General features: G+C 28.9%; 18 protein-coding genes and 3 tRNA genes. 12 read left to right on the top strand and 9 right to left on the bottom strand.

Going from position 1 to position 18,550, the window contains the following annotated elements:
- The first annotated feature begins 28 nt into the window (after positions 1 to 28).
- The 5 genes from Q0731_RS10750 (at position 29) to Q0731_RS10730 (ending at position 2,718) form a co-directional block, all read left to right on the top strand.
- The gene (locus Q0731_RS10750) at positions 29 to 634 is read left to right on the top strand and encodes a superoxide dismutase (RefSeq protein WP_299063859.1); all 606 of its coding nucleotides are present in this window, start codon (positions 29 to 31) and stop codon (positions 632 to 634) included.
- A gap of 288 nt (positions 635 to 922) precedes the next feature.
- Positions 923 to 994: transfer RNA gene (locus Q0731_RS10745), tRNA-Gly, on the top strand.
- A 19-nt stretch (positions 995 to 1,013) separates the two neighbouring features.
- Positions 1,014 to 1,099 (top strand) — tRNA-Leu (locus tag Q0731_RS10740).
- A gap of 277 nt (positions 1,100 to 1,376) precedes the next feature.
- Positions 1,377 to 1,565, top strand: a complete 189-nt coding sequence (locus tag Q0731_RS10735) for a hypothetical protein (RefSeq protein ID WP_299063856.1) — start codon at positions 1,377 to 1,379, stop codon at positions 1,563 to 1,565.
- Positions 1,566 to 2,325: 760 nt separating this feature from the next.
- On the top strand, positions 2,326 to 2,718 hold the full coding sequence (locus Q0731_RS10730) for a hypothetical protein (protein WP_366915414.1): 393 nt from the start codon (positions 2,326 to 2,328) through the stop codon (positions 2,716 to 2,718).
- Between the two features lie 365 nt (positions 2,719 to 3,083).
- Here Q0731_RS10730 and prfA read toward each other — a convergent pair whose 3' ends face one another.
- The 3 genes from prfA to Q0731_RS10715 all read right to left on the bottom strand — a co-directional run bounded on the left by prfA (position 3,084) and on the right by Q0731_RS10715 (position 7,978).
- The gene (gene prfA, locus Q0731_RS10725) at positions 3,084 to 4,160 is read right to left on the bottom strand and encodes a peptide chain release factor 1 (RefSeq protein ID WP_299063854.1); all 1,077 of its coding nucleotides are present in this window, start codon (positions 4,158 to 4,160) and stop codon (positions 3,084 to 3,086) included.
- A gap of 169 nt (positions 4,161 to 4,329) precedes the next feature.
- A complete protein-coding gene (locus tag Q0731_RS10720) occupies positions 4,330 to 5,508 on the bottom strand; it encodes an AIR synthase related protein (protein ID WP_299063851.1) in 1,179 nt (392 codons plus the stop codon).
- A 286-nt stretch (positions 5,509 to 5,794) separates the two neighbouring features.
- Complete coding sequence (locus Q0731_RS10715) at positions 5,795 to 7,978, bottom strand: glutamine synthetase III (protein WP_299063848.1); 2,184 nt, start codon at positions 7,976 to 7,978, stop codon at positions 5,795 to 5,797.
- 170 nt (positions 7,979 to 8,148) lie between these two features.
- Here Q0731_RS10715 and Q0731_RS10710 point away from each other — a divergent pair, with 170 nt between their 5' ends.
- Positions 8,149 to 9,162 (top strand): glutamine synthetase beta-grasp domain-containing protein, encoded by a 1,014-nt coding sequence (locus tag Q0731_RS10710; RefSeq protein WP_299063846.1) that lies wholly within the window; start codon positions 8,149 to 8,151, stop codon positions 9,160 to 9,162.
- Between the two features lie 504 nt (positions 9,163 to 9,666).
- On the opposite strand, the gene Q0731_RS10705 is transcribed toward Q0731_RS10710, so the two are convergent.
- Positions 9,667 to 10,617 carry a calcium/sodium antiporter gene (locus Q0731_RS10705; protein WP_299063843.1) on the bottom strand — a complete coding sequence of 317 codons (951 nt, stop codon included), beginning with the start codon at positions 10,615 to 10,617 and terminating at the stop codon, positions 9,667 to 9,669.
- A gap of 164 nt (positions 10,618 to 10,781) precedes the next feature.
- Between Q0731_RS10705 and Q0731_RS10700 the strand changes: the two genes are divergently transcribed.
- The 5 genes from Q0731_RS10700 to Q0731_RS10680 all read left to right on the top strand — a co-directional run bounded on the left by Q0731_RS10700 (position 10,782) and on the right by Q0731_RS10680 (position 14,116).
- Positions 10,782 to 10,934, top strand: coding sequence for an SsrA-binding protein (locus tag Q0731_RS10700; protein ID WP_299063840.1), 153 nt, complete (start codon positions 10,782 to 10,784; stop codon positions 10,932 to 10,934).
- A gap of 270 nt (positions 10,935 to 11,204) precedes the next feature.
- Positions 11,205 to 11,278 (top strand) — tRNA-Arg (locus Q0731_RS10695).
- 90 nt (positions 11,279 to 11,368) lie between these two features.
- Positions 11,369 to 13,024, top strand: coding sequence for a HAMP domain-containing sensor histidine kinase (locus Q0731_RS10690; RefSeq protein WP_299063837.1), 1,656 nt, complete (start codon positions 11,369 to 11,371; stop codon positions 13,022 to 13,024).
- Positions 13,021 to 13,653 (top strand): response regulator transcription factor, encoded by a 633-nt coding sequence (locus tag Q0731_RS10685; protein WP_299063834.1) that lies wholly within the window; start codon positions 13,021 to 13,023, stop codon positions 13,651 to 13,653. The genes Q0731_RS10690 and Q0731_RS10685 overlap by 4 nt, the downstream gene beginning before the upstream one ends.
- A 151-nt stretch (positions 13,654 to 13,804) precedes the next feature.
- Positions 13,805 to 14,116, top strand: coding sequence for a hypothetical protein (locus tag Q0731_RS10680; protein ID WP_299063832.1), 312 nt, complete (start codon positions 13,805 to 13,807; stop codon positions 14,114 to 14,116).
- A 396-nt stretch (positions 14,117 to 14,512) separates the two neighbouring features.
- Here Q0731_RS10680 and Q0731_RS10675 read toward each other — a convergent pair whose 3' ends face one another.
- The 5 genes from Q0731_RS10675 to Q0731_RS10655 form a co-directional block, all read right to left on the bottom strand.
- Positions 14,513 to 14,785: a hypothetical protein gene (locus tag Q0731_RS10675; protein ID WP_299063830.1), complete on the bottom strand. Its 273-nt coding sequence runs from the start codon at positions 14,783 to 14,785 to the stop codon at positions 14,513 to 14,515.
- A gap of 2 nt (positions 14,786 to 14,787) precedes the next feature.
- Positions 14,788 to 15,063 carry an ATP-dependent Clp protease adaptor ClpS gene (locus tag Q0731_RS10670; RefSeq protein WP_299063828.1) on the bottom strand — a complete coding sequence of 92 codons (276 nt, stop codon included), beginning with the start codon at positions 15,061 to 15,063 and terminating at the stop codon, positions 14,788 to 14,790.
- Between the two features lie 10 nt (positions 15,064 to 15,073).
- Positions 15,074 to 15,910 (bottom strand): 50S ribosomal protein L11 methyltransferase, encoded by an 837-nt coding sequence (prmA, locus tag Q0731_RS10665; protein WP_299063825.1) that lies wholly within the window; start codon positions 15,908 to 15,910, stop codon positions 15,074 to 15,076.
- A gap of 79 nt (positions 15,911 to 15,989) precedes the next feature.
- Positions 15,990 to 16,748 carry a triose-phosphate isomerase gene (tpiA, locus tag Q0731_RS10660; protein ID WP_299063822.1) on the bottom strand — a complete coding sequence of 253 codons (759 nt, stop codon included), beginning with the start codon at positions 16,746 to 16,748 and terminating at the stop codon, positions 15,990 to 15,992.
- Between the two features lie 115 nt (positions 16,749 to 16,863).
- Positions 16,864 to 17,364, bottom strand: coding sequence for a TlpA disulfide reductase family protein (locus Q0731_RS10655; RefSeq protein ID WP_299063819.1), 501 nt, complete (start codon positions 17,362 to 17,364; stop codon positions 16,864 to 16,866).
- Positions 17,365 to 17,648: 284 nt separating this feature from the next.
- Between Q0731_RS10655 and pyrF the strand changes: the two genes are divergently transcribed.
- Positions 17,649 to 18,467: an orotidine-5'-phosphate decarboxylase gene (gene pyrF, locus Q0731_RS10650; RefSeq protein ID WP_299063816.1), complete on the top strand. Its 819-nt coding sequence runs from the start codon at positions 17,649 to 17,651 to the stop codon at positions 18,465 to 18,467.
- Positions 18,468 to 18,550 lie beyond the last annotated feature (83 nt).

Below are 18,550 nucleotides of genomic sequence, written 5' to 3'. Positions count from 1 at the left end.
ATTAATATATAACTTTAAAAATACAAAAATGGCTTTTCAATTACCAGAATTAGGATATGCTTATGATGCATTAGCACCAAATATAGATGCAAAAACTATGGAAATTCACCATAGCAAACATCATCAAGGATATACAAACAACTTAAACAATGCAATTGCAGGTACAGATTTAGAAGGAAAATCTATTGAAGATATTCTTACCAATTTAGATTTAGAAAACAAAGCTGTTAGAAATAATGGTGGTGGTTTTTATAATCACTCATTATTTTGGACTGTTTTAAATCCAAATGATAGAGGTTACTTATCTGGTGAATTAAAAGATGCAATTGAAGCAGCTTTTGGATCTAAAGATGATTTTATTACAGCTTTTTCAAAAGCAGCAGCTACACAATTTGGTTCTGGTTGGGCTTGGTTGTGTGTAGATAAAGATGGTAAAGTTTCTGTATGTTCTACTCCAAACCAAGACAATCCTTTAATGCCAAATGGTTGTGGAGGAACGCCAATATTAGCTTTAGATGTATGGGAACATGCATACTACTTAAACTACCAAAATAGAAGACCAGATTATATTAGTGCATTTTTTAATGTAGTAAACTGGAACGAAGTTGAAAGACGTTATGCAGCTGCAAAATAAAGCAAGATAATTATCTCACTCAAAATGTAGATTAGCTTAAAAGTGAGTTTACAAATCTTCATAAAAAAGCATCCTAAATTTTAGGGTGCTTTTTTATTTAAAATTAATTTTCAGGATATTTAAATGTAACCTTTTGATTATTAAGACCTAAATTTCAGAGCGTAAAAAAGAGAAAAAATATTCATCAAAAAAAACAAAAAACACTTGTTAAAACAATAAAACTTTATATATTTGCACCGCTCTTAAGAATAAGAGTTTTTAAATAAGTTCATTTATAAAATTATGACTGCGAAAGTAGCTCAGGGGTAGAGCATCACCTTGCCAAGGTGGGGGTCGCGGGTTCAAATCCCGTCTTTCGCTCTATCTATAATAATACCATGCTGAAGTGGTGGAATTGGTAGACACGCTGGACTTAAAATCCAGTGAGCAGTAATGCTCGTATGGGTTCAAGTCCCATCTTCAGTACTAAAACCGTAACATTTATTTGTTACGGTTTTTTTTGTCTTATAATATATTTTTATTATTACTCTTCTACATTTTATAAATTATTCTGATTCCATTTTGGTAGGTAAATATATTAGCTGCTTTAAAATTAGATTTTAAATAGTTAATTTTACTAAACTAACTATTAGGGTTATAAAATAAACACATTGATTTAATCAATCTATTTTGATAAAAATCAACAATATTTGTGTAAAATATTATTAATTTTGATTATTTTTATAGTAAATAGTAAAATAGAATGAAATTTATTGAAAAATTAGGTACTGCTAATTTCTTAATGCTAGCATTGTGTCTTCTTATTGTTATTGTTGCAGAATATCTTTTTTTAACAGGAGATGAATTACACGGAATCTTTTTAGGTCTTTGGGCACCAACCTTATTGGGTGTTATGATTTATATAAAACTGGTTGCTCATGAGCGCAAATGATATTGTTTTATACTTTTCTATTTTTATAGTTATTTGTGTTGTAGTATGGGCATTTATAATGATAAATGAGTTTGATAAAGCAAGCAAAGGCTAGTTTTATGAGAACTATTCTATTACAAACTTTTAAAACCACATAAGTTTATAATTATATTAAAAATGTTTAACGGTTTAATAGCCAAAAATAGTTGGTAAAAACCTCTGAAAGTTATACTAATAAAGGTTTTAAAGAAAGTTTATTGAAACCGGTTTCAATAAACTTTTTTTGTAGTATGAAAACATCAAAAAAAAGCGTTGTTGGGGTTGTCGAGGTCTTGACACAATTAAATGGGGAAAACAACTAGGAAAACAAAGATTTAAATGCAAAAATTGTGGTTTACTTTTTACCTCAAAAAACAAATCTGTTACAGATTCAAACCGATTTATTTGGTTTGAAAAATGGATAATTGGAAGAAGAACCATTGAGCAATTATCAAAAGAAAGTACCTATTCTGTTAGAAGTTTAAAACGCTATTTTAATAGCTATTTATCAAAAGCTCCAATTCTTTCAGTTTACCCTTCAGAAAAAGTTAATTTATTAATTGATGGCACTTATTTTAGTAATGGTATTTGTTTGGTTCTCTATAGAGATGCTACGATTAAATTCACACAACTTTATCGTTTTTATAATGGTGAACATTATTCAGAAATAAAAGAAGATTTAGAGAATCTTTTAAAGCTTGGTGTTCAAATATAAAGCGTTACTTCTGATGGACACAAATCTATATTAAAAGCGATAAGAGAGGTTTTACCAGGTGCTAAACTACAACGTTGTTTAGTACATATACAAAGGGATTGTAGAATATGGCTAACAAATAGACCTAAAAGTTCTGCTGGATATGATTTGAAGCAAATTACCTCTAAAATACATTTAATAAATTCACATTATGAGTTAAGTCTTTGGCTTTTAAACTTAAATAAATGGCATCAAGAATATAGAGAATATATCAATCAAAAAAGCTACAATTTAGAAACAGAAAGATATTGGTATACTCATAAAATGGTTAGAAGATCTTTTATGACTATTAAAAGAGCGTTACCAAATATGTTTTACTATTTAGATAATCCTAAAATACCTAAATCAACAATTCTATTGAATCTTTTTTTGGTCATATGAAAGGGCATTTAAACATTCATAGAGGTTTATCTTACAAACATAGAAAGCAGTATATAATGTGGTATTTATTCTTCAAAAATAGAACGTAGGTTTTTTTGAGCTATAAACTTACCAGTAATGAAAGGACTTCGTTAAAAGCCCTTTCATTACTGTATAAGATTAATCTTATCGCTAATAAGTTGCTCCTCAGCAGCGCTTATGTCCTCTTCAGATTAATGCTATAATATAAAAATAATTTTACTCAAAATTACCAACTATTTTTGGCATCATTACCTGTTTAACTATATTTTATAAATAGGAGATTCAATCATAAAAAAAATCCTCAAAACTTAGTTTTGAGGATTTTTTTTTATGAATCTAAGAAATTATATACCATCTGCTAAACCTTTTAATTTCTCTGTATTTTCTGCCAACATTAATTCATCAATAATTTTCTGAATATCACCATTCATAATATTGGGTAAATCATATAATGACAAACCAATTCTATGATCTGTAACACGTCCTTGTGCATAGTTATACGTTCTAATTTTAGCACTTCTATCACCAGAAGAAACCATAGAGCCACGCTTTAATGCATCTTCTGCATTTTTCTTTGCCAATTCTAAATCATATAAACGAGAACGTAAAACTTTAAATGCTTTCTCTTTGTTTTTATGCTGTGATTTTTGATCTTGACATTGTGCAACTAAACCTGTAGGAATGTGCGTTAAACGAACAGCAGAATACGTAGTGTTTACAGATTGCCCTCCTGGACCTGATGAACAGAAAAAGTCAATTCTTACCTCTTTTGGATTGATCTCCACATCAAACTCTTCTGCTTCTGGAAAAACCATACAAGTGGCTGCCGAAGTATGTACACGTCCTTGAGTTTCTGTTTGTGGTACTCTCTGTACACGATGCACACCTGCTTCAAATTTTAAAATCCCATAAACATCTGCACCTGTTACTTCAAACTGAATTTCTTTAAAACCACCATTTGTTCCTTCAGAATAATCTACTGTAGAAACTTTCCATCCTTTACTTTCACAATATTTAGAATACATTCTAAACAAATCTCCAGCAAAAATACTGGCTTCGTCTCCACCAGTTCCTGCACGTAATTCTACTACTGCATTTTTAGAATCTTCCGGATCTTTTGGAATTAATAAAAACTTTATTTCATCTTCTAAAAGAGGAATTCTAGTATTGGCTTCATCAATTTCCATCTTTGCCATTTCATTCATCTCTGCATCAGAACCATCAGCAAGAATTTCTTTTGCCTCTTCTATGTTACTCATTAAGGCTTGGTATTCATTACCTTTCTTAACAACGTCTCCTAAATCTTTATATTCTTTCATTAATTGCGCATAACGCTTCTGATCCATAATAATTTCTGGCTGAATAATTAAATCAGAAACCTCATCATAACGTTGCTTTACAATTCTTAATTTATCTAACATCTTCTATCTTTTCTTGTGTGGCGAATTTACAATTTTTATGGGTATATTTTATGTAAGGAAACTGTTTTTATAAAATCACTCTCTAAAAACCCTCTTTTTAATTTTAGTTTTCTTGTTGATTAAAAAAAAGCCAAAACAAAAATTTGTTTTGGCTTTTTTTAGCTTTTATTTAATACTCAAAAACACCAAACTCACTTTTAATAGTCAGTTTCTTACTTTCTGAAGCTTCTACCCTACCAACAATTTTAGCATCCACATTAAAAGACTTAGAAATAGCGATAATATCTTCTGCAATTTCTGGAGAAACATAAATTTCCATTCGATGGCCACAGTTAAAAACTTGATACATTTCTTTCCAATCTGTTTTAGATTGTTCTTGTATCAATTTAAATAAAGGCGGAATAGGAAATAGATTATCTTTTACAATATGTAAATTATCTACAAAATGTAAAATTTTAGTTTGTGCACCACCAGAACAATGAATCATTCCATGTACAGAATCTGAATTAAATTCAGATATAATTTTCTTTATAATTGGTGCATACGTTCTTGTTGGAGACAACACTAATTTACCAGCATCAATAGGCGAATTTTCTACTTTATCAGTTAATTTTGTATTTCCAGAATACACTAAATCACTTGGTACTGCAGCATCAAAACTTTCTGGGTATTTTTCTGCCAAATACTTATGGAAAACATCGTGTCTTGCAGATGTTAACCCATTAGAACCCATACCTCCATTATATTCAGTTTCATACGTTGCTTGTCCAAAAGATTCTAAACCAACAATTACATCTCCTGCTTTTATATTTGCATTATCTACAACATCACTACGTTTCATTCTTGCAGTTACTGTAGAGTCTACAATAATTGTACGTACTAAATCGCCAACATCCGCAGTTTCTCCTCCTGTAGAATGAATCGTTACTCCAAAACCTTTTAAGTCTTCGATTAATTCTTCTGTTCCGTTTATAATTGCTGATAAAACTTCACCAGGAATTTTGCTTTTATTTCTTCCAATTGTAGAAGATAACATTATATTATCTGTTGCACCAACACACAATAAATCATCAATATTCATTATTAATGCATCTTGTGCAATGCCTTTCCAAACAGAAATATCGCCAGTTTCTTTCCAATACATGTATGCTAAAGAAGATTTTGTTCCTGCTCCATCTGCATGCATTATTAAACAATAATCATCATCATTTGTTAAATAATCTGGCACTATTTTACAAAACGCTTTTGGAAATAAACCTTTGTCTATATTCTTAATAGCTTTGTGTACATCTTCTTTTGATGCAGATACGCCTCTTTGTGCATAACGTTTAGAAACTTCTTGACTCATATTATTGTTTTGAATGTTGCAAATTTAGTCTTTTGATTAAAAAAAACAGAAGATTTTAAAATGAATTTGTTATAAAAAATTAACTAGATAGAAAGCATTGTTTTGATTTTAAAGACCTCACAAGTTTTTAAAACCTGTGAGGTCTGTTATTACAAATTTGTAAATTTAAATGACTTGCCTTTTAAGTTCTCAATATGCGTTAAGGATTGAATGGCATGTTTGAGCTCTCACGCTTTTTAGCGTGAAGCGAGTAATGAAAGCCTGTTAAAACGCCCAAACAAATATTCTATTTAGTAAATAAAAGCTCCCTATACTTTGTTAAAGGCCATAAATTATCATCAACCATAGTTTCTAATTGATCACAATGATATCTAATATCTACTAAATAAGGTTTTACTTTACTAGAATATAGTGCTGCTAATTTTAAACCTATTTGCTTATTTGCTTTGTCCTTTTCTGATTCCATTTTAATAACCAAAGCATTAATTTGGGTAATATGATTAGAAATAACCATAATTAATTCTATTTGTTCTTTAGCGATGTTTTTATATTCTCCACCAAAAATTTCTTTTAAGTTTTTGGTATTTTCTAAGAGTGTATTTTGGTAAATAATAGCGGTTGGCACTACTTGATTTCTAGCAATATCAGCTAAAACACGTGCTTCAATTTGTATTTTTTTTGTGTAGGTTTCTAAATCAATTTCATAACGAGCTTCTAACTCAACTTTACTCATTACCTCCATTTCTTCAAATAAAGAAACAGTGTTGTCTACAATTTTAACTTTTAAAGCATCTGGTGTTGTTTTGTTATTACTTAGCCCCCTTTTTTTAGCTTCCTTTTCCCAAGATTCTCCATAACTATCTCCTTCAAAACGAATGTTTTTAGAATCTTTTATATATTCTCTTAAAATATTAAAAACAGCTTCATCTTTTTTCAAGCCTTTTTCATCTACTAAAGCATCTACTTCTATTTTAAATTCTTTTAATTGTTTTGCTACAATGGTGTTTAAAACAGTCATTGGTATGGCACAATTTGCAGAAGAACCAACGGCTCTAAATTCAAATTTATTACCTGTAAATGCAAAAGGAGAGGTTCTATTTGTATCTGTATTATCGAGTAATATTTCAGGAATTTTACCTATAATATTCAATTTTAAATCTGTTTTTTCTTGTGGAGATAATTTTCCTTTGGTAACATTTTCTAGCTCGTCTAAAACAGCAGATAACTGGCTGCCAATAAATATAGAAATTATTGGTGGTGGTGCCTCATTTGCTCCTAAACGATATTCATTACTTGCAGATGCTATAGAAGATCTTAACAACTCTTCATAATTATATACTGCTTTTATGGTATTTATAAAAAAGGTTAAAAATTGCAAGTTTTTCATGGGTGTTTTACCCGGACTTAACAAGTTTGTTTTATCATCTAAAGATAAAGACCAGTTGTTGTGTTTTGCAGAACCATTAATATCTTTAAATGGTTTTTCATGGAATAATACTTTAAATTTATGTCTACGAGATACTTTTTGCATCACATCCATTAACAAAGAATTATGGTCTACTGCTAAATTTGCTTCCTCAAAAATGGGTGCAACTTCAAATTGATTGGGTGCAACTTCATTATGCCTTGTTTTTACAGGAATACCCAACAACATACATTCTTGCTCTAAATCTTGCATAAAACTCATAGCTCTTGCTGGTATTGTACCAAAATAATGATCATCTAACTGTTGCCCTTTTGCAAAAGTATGGCCTAATAAAGTTCTACCCGTTAATAATAAATCGGGTCTAGAAAGTGCCAAAGCATCATCAATTAAAAAAAACTCTTGTTCTAAACCTAAGGTTGCACTTACTTTGTTTGCATTTTTATCAAAATATTTACAAACTGCAGTTGCATGTGTATCTATTGCTTGTAAAGATCTTAGTAATGGTGTTTTATTGTCTAAAGCTTCACCTGTGTAAGCAACAAAAATTGTAGGTATACATAAAGTAGTTTCAAAAATAAAAGCGGGTGATGTTGGGTCCCAAGCAGTATAACCTCTGGCTTCAAAAGTATTTCTAATTCCTCCATGAGGAAAACTAGAGGCATCTGGCTGTTGTTGAACGAGTTGTTCTCCATCAAACTTTTCCATTGCTAAACTTCCGTTAATCGATTCGAAAAAAGCATCGTGTTTTTCTGCTGTTGCACCTGTAAGTGGCTGAAACCAATGAGTATAATGTGTTGCTCCTTTAGACATTGCCCAATCTTTCATACTTACAGCTACTTGATCTGCAATTTTACGATCTATCTTAGTTCCATGTTCAATAGCATTCATTACACTTTCATAAGCTGCACGTGTAAGATACTGTTGCATAGCATGTTTATTAAACACATGCTGACCAAAAAGTGTAGATCTTTTTTCATTTTGAATCACTTTTACAGGACTTCTATGGAGTGTTTCTTGAAGTGCATTGAATCTTATCCTTGACATATTACCAAAATTTACTATTTATTTTTAATTTTAGACAAAGATACCCTTTCAAAATTAGGGATAAAATTATTTTTTATCTATTTTAAAAAATTTACCCCTATTTTTTTTGATATGTAATGAAAATATTTGATTTTTGTAGAACGAACATCACATAAAATTAATAATATATTATGGCTAAAATTAAATTAGAATACATTTGGTTAGATGGATATTTTCCAACCCAAAACATGAGAAGTAAAACCAAAGTTGAAGAACATGATGACTTTAAAGGAACAGTTGAAGAATTAGGACTTTGGTCTTTTGATGGTTCTTCTACAAAACAAGCTTCTGGTGGAGCTTCAGACTGTATTTTAAAGCCTGTTGCCATTTATCCAGATCCTGCTAGAGTTAACGGATATTTAGTAATGACAGAAGTGTTAAATGCTGATGGAACTCCACACGTTTCTAACGGTAGAGCTACTATTGAAGATGATGATAACGATTTCTGGTTTGGTTTTGAGCAAGAATACTTTATTATGGATTCTAAAACACAATTACCTTTAGGTTTCCCTGTTGGTGGTTACCCAGGTCCTCAAGGAATGTATTACTGTTCTGTTGGTGGAAAAAATACTTTTGGTAGAGATTTCGTAGAAGAGCATGCAGATTTATGTATTGACGCAGGTTTAAACTTTGAAGGAATTAATCAAGAAGTTGCTTCTGGACAATGGGAATTTCAATTATTTGCAAAAGGTGCTAAGAAAGCAGGTGATGAAATTTGGATTGCTCGTTACTTATTAGACCGTTTAACTGAAAAGTATGGTTGGTACATTGAATACCACCCAAAACCAGTAAAAGGAGATTGGAATGGATCTGGAATGCATGCAAACTTCTCTAACTCTATTTTAAGAGAATGTGGTTCTAAAGAAAAGTATGCAGAAATCTGTGAGGCTTTTAGACCAGTAACTAAAGAACACATTGAGGTTTATGGTGAGTTTAACGAACAACGTTTAACTGGTTTACATGAAACTGCATCTATTAATGATTTCTCTTGGGGAGTTTCTGATAGAGGAGCATCAATTAGAATACCAATTATCGCTGTAGAAAAAGGATATCATGGTTGGTTAGAAGACAGAAGACCTTCTTCTAATGGAGACCCTTATAAAATTGCTGCAAGAATTATTAAAACTGTAAAGCCAGTTAAATAATCTTATCGATTTATATAATATTTAAAACGCTAACATGTATTTGTTAGCGTTTTTTTGTGCACTATTTTGGGCGTTACCAAAGGTCGGGCTTTCCATTATATCTTTCTTGTACTAAACTTTTTTTAGTATCTAATTCATTAGGTTTACAGTATTATATAAGAGTTTATTCATTTTTATTTTGCTTACAAGAAAGGATGCCATTGCAATCCCTAACGCAAAAAAGTAGCAACTATTTTTAAACGCTTAATTTGCAATAAGGTATAATATAAGTTGATGATAACAGAGATATTTTATAACAACAAAAAAAGGGGGCAACTTTTTGTGATTTATCCAGAATTCGAAATGACAAAAATTTGTACTAAAAGTAAGTGTCAAAAAAACGACCACAATTGTCACTTCTAGTCTAAGAGAGATCTTATAAAATGATTAGATAAAGGTTAAGCAAATCTCTATAATTTCTCTTAAAATTGAAATTACAAAACTCTCAAAAAAAAAAAAATAAATTTAAACAGTTGTTTTAAAAACTAGGTATATAAAAATTACATATCCTAAAAATATAAACATTCCTTTAAACCTGCTTAAAACATATTTCTTTGGCATAAAAACTAACGGAATTAAAACCGCAGAAAAACCCAACATCCAAAAAATATCTCTCGATAATATTTGAGCTTCTGTTACTGGTATCTGTTTTATAAGAGCTGTAATCCCTAAAACAGATGCTATATTAAAAATATTAGAACCAATTAAATTTCCTAAAGAAATTGCTTTTTCTCCTTTCACTGCTGCAATTACAGACGCAGCCAATTCTGGTACACTTGTACCTATTGCAATCATGGTTATAGAAATAACGCCCTCACTAACTCCCAAATTTTGTGCAATATCTTTTGCCCCTTTTACTAAAAACTCAGAACCAAAATATAGGGCTAAAACACCAATTAACAACCAAAAAACTATTTTACTATACCCAACTGAAACCAATGCATCATCTACTTCTTCCACTACAACATCTTCATTTCTAGCACTTTTAATCAATACAAAAAGAAAAATAGCCAAACCTATTAAAAGAAAAACGCCTTCTAGTTGCGTTAAAAGGTTATCATTCCATAAAAAATAATACAATACAACAGAAAACAGCATCATTACTGGCCAATTCAATTTATAAAAATCTTTACTCACTACAATAGGCCCTATAATTGCTGTAATACCCAAAACAAGACCAATATTTGCAATATTAGAACCTATAACATTATTTATAGCAATGGCAGGAGAGCCATCTAAAGCTGCTTGTAAACTAACTAATAACTCAGGTGCAGAAGTTGCAAAAGAAACTACTGTCATACCAATTACCATTTTAGTAATATGTAGCTTAAAAGACAAACCAATTGAAGCTCTCACTAAAAACTCACCTCCTAAAACTAATAAAACTAGTCCTATAATTACATAAAAAATACTCATATATATTATTTTTTGCGAAGATACATTTTTATCACTTTAAGATAATAATAAAAAATAAATGTCATAGGCTAAAGGATATAGAAATAACAACTTTTTTAGTAAAGCTTAAACTTTTAAAAAATTCAAAGTTAATTTTAGTAAATTTGGTTATCAATTTATAACTAATGAAAAAACTGGTTTTTAAAGTACTTGCTAAAATTAACAAATTAATCTTACCTTCTTTTACAAAAAAAGGACTAGATATTTCTAAAGCTTCAAAAATTCAACTAGCAATTATAGGCTGGAGAGCTTTTGTTACTAAAAATTCATTAAGCTAAACTTAATGAAATAGGGTTATAGCAAAGTATTAATAGAAACTACAATTCTTGTTTAAAGACTAAACCCTTTATTAAGTGAAGTTAGCATTAAATGTGATAAAATATCTGCTTATAAAATTACAATCTTTATAGATGTACTTTCTGTAAAAAATAAAGAGATAGAGATAACCAAAACTATAATGGATGCTTTTAAAATAGAAATAAATTCATAAAAAACACTAATACTCTTTTAGTTTTAAAAAAATGCTACTATATTTGCACCCTCAAAAAGGCCATGTGGCGCAACTGAATAGCGCACTTGATTACGGCTCAAGAGGTTATAGGTTTGAATCCTATCATGGTCACTAGTAAACTTTCAAAAAAATCCTTTAAAATTAATTTTAAAGGATTTTTTTTGTTAACTTCATTTAATCAATCTTAAATTTACTCAAATAATGAGCATAAAAACGCTTATTGCCATCATTATTAATAGTTTAATTGTTTTTGCTGTATCAATTTTATCGATAACATCTTACAAACAGTTTTCTAAAGTTTTGGATGATAGAATACTACTTCAATTAAATTCGATTAAGACATTAAAGAAAAATCAAATTGAAAATTTAATTGAAAATGAATGGAATGCCTTTTTGAACTTAGAAGATGGGGAACATTACTTAGAAGATCAAAAAATAAAGATACCAAAAAATAAAATTAAAACTTCGGGTATTTACGACTTTACACCTTATCACTCAGAAGGTAAAACTACAATTGGTATGGTATCTATTAAAAACAACAAATATACTTTTGGCTATATCGATTACAATAAAATTAAAACCATTCTTGAAGAAAGAACAGGAATGGGAGAAAGTGGAGAATCTTATTTAGTGGGTACTGACTTTACCATGAGATCTGAATCTAGATTCTATAAAGACAGTATCCCTTCTTCTATTATTGTAAATACAAATGGTGTAAAAAGTGCAGCTTTAGGAAAACAAGGAAAAACTATTTTTAAAGATTATAGAGGCATAAATGTATACAGTGTATACAGCCTTCTTACAATTTCTAATCTTAAATTAATTTTACTTTCAGAAATTGATGAAAGTGAAGTTACCATTCCTTTAAACAATTTAAAAATTAAACTTATAGAACTTACAATAACTATTATTTTTATTTCGATAATTTTATCATTTTTCTTAATCAGGATTATTACAAATCCTATTAATAACATGAAAGAAAGTCTGAAAACAATGGCTAATGGTGATTATACTCAAACTATTGAATTCCCTAAAAAATCGAATGAAATAAAAGAAATGTTTACTGCATTAGCAAATCTTAAAAAGTCATTGCAAGGTGCTGTAGAATTTTCTAATGAATTAGGTAAAATGAACTTAAACGCAACACACGCTCCTAAAAGCAAAAATGATTTATTAGGGAGTAGCCTAATTGCCATGAGAGATAAATTATTAGAATTTAGAAATAAAGAAAAAGTAAATAGAATACTTACAAAAAAACTCTTGTTTGATGGTTTAGAAGAAGAAAGAAAAAGACTTTCTAGAGAGCTACATGATGGTATTGGACCACTTTTAACTTCATTAAAATTTTACATCGAAAATAGAATAGCAGACACAAATCAAAAAAAAGAGATGAAAGAGATTGTAGATACAACAATATCTGAAATTCGATTAATGTCTAGTGCTTTAAGGCCTACTTCTATTGATGATTTTGGTGTTGGTCCTACGCTTACAAATTATGTAAAATCACTTGAAAATTCTATAAACATAAATATAAAATTTGAGGATTCTACAAATACAGGAAATAGTAAAATATCTAATAATCAAGGAACTAATATCTTTAGAATTTGCCAAGAACTTGTAAATAATTCTATAAAACACGCAGAAGCAAAAAACATTACCATTACTTTATCAGAATTTGATAATTTTGTTGCTCTTTTCTATTTTGATGATGGGAAAGGTTTTGATGTTAAAAAAGTAACCTTAGGATCTGGAATAACAAATATTTACGAGAGAGTAGAAATTTGTGATGGTACAATACAAATTGAATCCAACAAACATAAAACAACTTTTGAAATTGAAATTCCTTTAATAATATGAGCAAAATAAAAGTAATTATAGCAGATGATCATGAACTTTTTAGGAATGGGTTAACAGAACTTGTTAAAAAGCAAGAAAATATAGAAGTAATTGGCAGTGTTGCTGATGGAAATCAATTTCTAAATATTATAAAAAAAAATAAGGAAGTAGATATTGTACTTTTAGATATTACCATGCCTAATATGGATGGTTTTGATGTTTTAAAAAAACTAAAAGACATTAAATCATCCATAAAACCAATTATTATATCGATGCATAATGATGGAAATTATATGGCAAAATGCTTTAAAAGTGGAGCTTATGGCTACTTATTAAAAAATACCGACGAAAAAGAACTCAATACTGCAATTGAAACTGTATATCTTGGAAAAAAATATTTTAATACAGAAGTTACAGAAAAAATGATCAATTTTATGTCTTCTAATAGCGTTAGTGAAAAGATTATTTCTAAAAAAGAAACAGAAGTATTAATGCTAATCTCTAAAGGTCTTACCACTAAAGAAATTGCAAATCAACTATTTGTGAGCTCTAGAACTATTGAAACTCATAGAGCAAATATTTTAAAAAAATTGGAGGTTAAAAACACCGCAGAATTGATAAAAAAAGCAGTAAAAATAAAATTAATTTAGAAAAAAATAATAACATTTTTTAAAAGTGAGAACAACAAGCCTTTTTATGTTAAAAATTAAGTATAAATACGGATGTAAAATACGTAATTTCATACAATCCTAATAGCCTTATTTCTTATGTAAATTTGAGTATAATTTAAAACCAAATATCATGAGAAATTTTGCAATAACATTCGGAATATTATTTTTATCATTAAGCGTTTTTGGTCAAAATAACAACAACAACAACAACAACAATCTTAAAAGCTACGAGTATAAAAACTTAAAGCCTTGGAATAAAAAAGCAACAGAAACTGTTATTTCTACTAAAAATTCATCAGAGAAATTATCTTCTCCAGAGTATAAAAATAAAAAGGCTTGGGAAAATAATTCTGAAAACAAAACAGTTATTGTAATAGGTTCTGAAAGGTCTAAATTAAGAGGTCCTGCTTATAAAAACTATAAGCCTTGGAAGAAAAAGTAAATAGTTTATAACCTTATATAAAGCTGTCTAATTAATTTTATGCAGCTTTTTTTATTTTAAAAAAAACTAACCTATAGACTATAAAACCTATAATACTGATAATTAAATGGCATTTTGTTTTTTTTAAACAATACTTTTTAATTAAAATACTTTAAATAAAAAAGACCCTGAATAAAAATCCAAGGTCCTTTCGTCTAACCAAACTTAGTATAAAACTAACTACTAATATCATTAAGAATCAATAAAGATTCATTTTTTTTATATCAAAATCATATTATCGTAATTTTAAATCACTTTAATAGTGTTCTTGTATTTATGACACCTACTTGTTTTTAAAGTCACTTCAAAAAAACAAATAAATTAACTTTTATAAATATTATTTAGACGAAAGGTAGGTTAATGAAGATATTGCTTTATCAATAATCGATGAGCAGGAATACTCTTATCATAATTATTGACTAATAATTCTAAAATTTCTGGTGCTTTTACACCAATATCTTTTTTATGAAGATATCTTGAAACATATAAATTGTAAGTTGAATTACTTTTTTCAAAAATTAAAAAATGTGTATCATTTAATTCAGTAAAACTAATTTCGTTTCCAGAAAAAGTATCTGATTTATCTAAGAAGAAGGCTGAAAACTCGTAATATTTAAAAACGTTTTCCATTCTTATACCAATTCTGCTGATAAACCTAATTGTAATAATTTAGAACATCTAGGCTCTAAATCCTTCAATTCTCCAGATTTTACGGTACACTTTCCTTTGTAATGTACTAAAGTTGCACATTGTTCTGCTTGCTCAAAAGTATGATCACATACATCAATTAAAGAATCAATTACATGATCAAATGTATTTACATCATCGTTATGCAACACTATTTCATGTTGAAAAACTTCTTGTTCTAAAACATCAACTTCTTCTTGAATTTTTTCTTTTGTACTCATAACCACAAAATTACAACTTATTGTATTTTAATGCAACCCAATTATTCCTTTCAATAAAAGTTTCTAATTTTAAATCGTATTTAGAAACTTCTGCATCAATAATTGGTATATCTTCTTTATAAAAACCACTTAATAATAAAATACCATTATCATTTAAGCAATTTACATAGGCTTTTATATCTGTTAACAAAATATTTCTGTTGATGTTGGCAATGATAACATCATACTTTTTGTCTACTAAAAGAGAAGCATCTCCCTCAAAAACGGAAATATGTTTACATTTATTGCGAGAAACATTTTCTATTGAATTTTCATAACACCAATTATCAATATCTATAGCATCTGTTGGCTTTGCTCCTTTCATTTCAGCAAAAATTGCTAAAATTCCGGTGCCACAACCCATATCTAATACTTTTTTATTTGTTAAATTTAAGTTTAATAAATGCTCTACCATCATGTGAGTTGTTTCATGATGCCCAGTACCAAAACTCATTTTAGGTTCAATAACAATATCGTATTTTAAATTCGGATTTTCATGAAAAGGAGCCCTTATACTAACTAAATCATTTACTTGAATAGGAGTAAAATTCTTTTCCCATTCTGCATTCCAATTTGTCTGTGCTACTTCATTTTGTTTGTATTCTATAGAAAACTCATCAGAATTTAACACAAAAATATTTTCAAGAATATTAGCATCCCAATCTTCTTTTTGAATGTATGCTGTAACGCCGTTTTCATTTTCAACAAAACTCTCAAAACCAACATTGCCTAATTCTGCAATTAAAATTTCTGTTGCTGGTTCTTTTGGTGCTATTGTAAAGTTGTATTCTATATAAATATTATCCATAAACTTAGTAGTAAAAAAAATGCATCAAGATTTTTAAATCTTGATGCAAATTTATTGTAAATATCTTTAAAAAGAGTGCTTAAATAGCTTTAATAATTCCTGTAAAATCAGCTACTTTTAAAGCTGCTCCACCAATTAAACCTCCATCTACATCTGGCTTAGAAAAAATTTCTTCTGCATTAGCAGGTTTTACACTTCCACCGTATAAAATAGAAACGTTATCTGCTACTTCTTGGTTATATTTTTTAGCTACGATACTTCTAATAAAAGCATGCATTTCTTGTGCTTGTTCTGCACTTGCAGTTTCTCCTGTACCAATTGCCCAAACTGGCTCATAAGCTAAAATAATGCTTTTCCAAGCAGCTGCTTCTAAATGAAATAATGCGTTAGAAATTTGGCTTTCTACTACTGCAAAATGATTGTCAGATTTTCTGTCTTCTAACAATTCTCCAAAACAGAAAATAGTTTCTAAATCATTTTCTAAAATAGCATCTACTTTTGCTGCTAAAGATGCATCTGTTTCATTAAAATACGTTCTTCTTTCTGAGTGTCCTAAAATAACAGTTTTAATTCCGATTGCTTTTAACATATCCGCAGAAATTTCTCCTGTATAAGCACCGTTTTTAGCTTGATGCATATTTTGTGCAACTACTTCTATTTTAGATTTTTTAGCTGCTTTTAATGATGCAGATAAATTTACAAAAGTAGGAGCAACAATTACACGAGTATTTTTTAATTTTTGCTCTTTAATTGCCTTTTTTAAGTCTTTGATAAGTTTTTTACTTTCTTGCTTATCATTGTTCATTTTCCAGTTTCCTGCTACTATTTTAGATCTCATAAGTATTGTTTTTTACCTTAGAAGGTTTGTATTAAATTCTTTTTTTATTTTGATGTAAAATTAAGAAATGGAAAGTCAATATGCTATCATAAAAACAAATAATTACGATAACGTTTTATATTTCTGTTTTCAAAGCTTTGATCAAGTCTTCATCTGAAGCATCTGTTGCTTTAAAGAGTAAAATTTTGCCATTTTCATCAACAACTACATATCTAGGAATCCAACTAAGATTTAAAAAATCAACCAAATCTCCCTCTTTCATTCCTTTTGGTAAATTGTAATGCTGTCCTTTAATTTGATATCTTTCTACTCCCCTTTTCCAAGCACCAATTCTTTCATCAACAGATAAAAATAAAAATACTACTTCTGGAAATTGCTTCTGTAACTTCTTTACTTTTGGTATCCCTACCAAACAATCTCTACACCAAGAAGCCCAAACATCTATAAGTATCTTTTTGCTTTTATGTTGATTTAAAACCTGTTTAAATGTTGATGAAACATCATTTAAATCATACAATTTTTCATTCAATGCCTTCTCTGAAAACACCGTTGGTTTTTCTAAATTACAACTCATAAAAGAGATCAATACAACTAAAATAATTCCTTTTTTAAACATTTATTTTTTAATTTTAGTCTTGCAAGTTATTTATTACTTACACCAATAATGTGTAATTAAAATTTTACCAAGAATGCACAAATTAAACTTATCATTAAATAAAAATAGAATTATCACGAATAAAAAATCAATAGATTTTTATTTGATTTTTTACCATTTTTTATTTTAGCCTCATAAAAGAAAAAAATCGTGCATTCGTAGCTTTTAAAATATTTTATTGATTTAATGTATTCACTAAATTTAAAAGCAAAAATACTTACTTTTGCGTAACTTTTATAAAACAGATGACAACAGAAGAACTTATTGCCCAAATTAAAGCTAAAAAATCATTTTTATGTATCGGATTAGATGTGGATTTGAATAAAATTCCAGCACATCTTTTAAAAGAAGAAGATCCTATTTTTGCATTTAACAAAGCAATTATTGATGCAACGCATCATTTATGTGTTGCCTATAAACCAAATACTGCTTTTTATGAAGCTTATGGCATTAAAGGTTGGCAATCATTAGAAAAAACAATTCAGTATTTAAATACAAATTACCCTGAAATTTATACGATTGCAGATGCAAAACGTGGCGATATTGGCAACACCTCAACCATGTATGCCAAAGCATTTTTTGAAGATTTAGCGTTCGATTCTGTTACAGTTGCTCCTTATATGGGAAAAGATTCTGTAGAACCCTTTTTAGCTTTTAAGAACAAACATACCATTATGTTAGCACTAACTTCGAATAAAGGTGCTTTCGATTTTCAGACAAAAGAAATAAATGGTAGAGAATTGTACAAAGAAGTTTTAGAAACTTCTAAAGGATGGAAAAACGCTGAAAACTTAATGTATGTTGTTGGTGCTACAAAAGCAGAATATTTTAAAGAAATTAGAAAAATAGTACCTACTTCTTTTTTATTAGTACCTGGTGTTGGTGCTCAAGGAGGTAATTTACAGGATGTTTGTAAATATGGTTTATCAGATAATATTGGTTTGCTAATTAACTCTTCTAGAGGAATTATTTATGCTTCAGACAACAATGATTTTGCTAAAAAAGCTGCTTTAAAAGCAGCAGAATTACAACAAGAAATGGCTGTTATTTTAGATGGAATTTAAAATAACTAGGCACTTTCAGAAGTAGTACATTAAATTACTTTCAAGATTAAAAAAGGACACAAAAATCACATTTTTTGTGTCCT

The organism is uncultured Polaribacter sp. (assembly GCF_947497695.1).
Lineage (GTDB): Bacteria > Bacteroidota > Bacteroidia > Flavobacteriales > Flavobacteriaceae > Polaribacter.
This window is presented reverse-complemented; position numbering and strand designations above follow the sequence as displayed.

Coding starts and splice junctions, on each gene's coding strand:
- Q0731_RS10750 (WP_299063859.1), top strand. CDS start 29: ATGGCTTTTCAATTACCAGAATTAGGATATGCTTATGATGCATTAGCA.
- Q0731_RS10735 (WP_299063856.1), top strand. CDS start 1,377: ATGAAATTTATTGAAAAATTAGGTACTGCTAATTTCTTAATGCTAGCA.
- prfA (WP_299063854.1), bottom strand. CDS start 4,160: ATGTTAGATAAATTAAGAATTGTAAAGCAACGTTATGATGAGGTTTCT.
- Q0731_RS10720 (WP_299063851.1), bottom strand. CDS start 5,508: ATGAGTCAAGAAGTTTCTAAACGTTATGCACAAAGAGGCGTATCTGCA.
- Q0731_RS10715 (WP_299063848.1), bottom strand. CDS start 7,978: ATGTCAAGGATAAGATTCAATGCACTTCAAGAAACACTCCATAGAAGT.
- Q0731_RS10710 (WP_299063846.1), top strand. CDS start 8,149: ATGGCTAAAATTAAATTAGAATACATTTGGTTAGATGGATATTTTCCA.
- Q0731_RS10705 (WP_299063843.1), bottom strand. CDS start 10,617: ATGAGTATTTTTTATGTAATTATAGGACTAGTTTTATTAGTTTTAGGA.
- Q0731_RS10700 (WP_299063840.1), top strand. CDS start 10,782: ATGAAAAAACTGGTTTTTAAAGTACTTGCTAAAATTAACAAATTAATC.
- Q0731_RS10690 (WP_299063837.1), top strand. CDS start 11,369: ATGAGCATAAAAACGCTTATTGCCATCATTATTAATAGTTTAATTGTT.
- Q0731_RS10685 (WP_299063834.1), top strand. CDS start 13,021: ATGAGCAAAATAAAAGTAATTATAGCAGATGATCATGAACTTTTTAGG.
- Q0731_RS10680 (WP_299063832.1), top strand. CDS start 13,805: ATGAGAAATTTTGCAATAACATTCGGAATATTATTTTTATCATTAAGC.
- Q0731_RS10675 (WP_299063830.1), bottom strand. CDS start 14,785: ATGGAAAACGTTTTTAAATATTACGAGTTTTCAGCCTTCTTCTTAGAT.
- Q0731_RS10670 (WP_299063828.1), bottom strand. CDS start 15,063: ATGAGTACAAAAGAAAAAATTCAAGAAGAAGTTGATGTTTTAGAACAA.
- prmA (WP_299063825.1), bottom strand. CDS start 15,910: ATGGATAATATTTATATAGAATACAACTTTACAATAGCACCAAAAGAA.
- tpiA (WP_299063822.1), bottom strand. CDS start 16,748: ATGAGATCTAAAATAGTAGCAGGAAACTGGAAAATGAACAATGATAAG.
- Q0731_RS10655 (WP_299063819.1), bottom strand. CDS start 17,364: ATGTTTAAAAAAGGAATTATTTTAGTTGTATTGATCTCTTTTATGAGT.
- pyrF (WP_299063816.1), top strand. CDS start 17,649: ATGACAACAGAAGAACTTATTGCCCAAATTAAAGCTAAAAAATCATTT.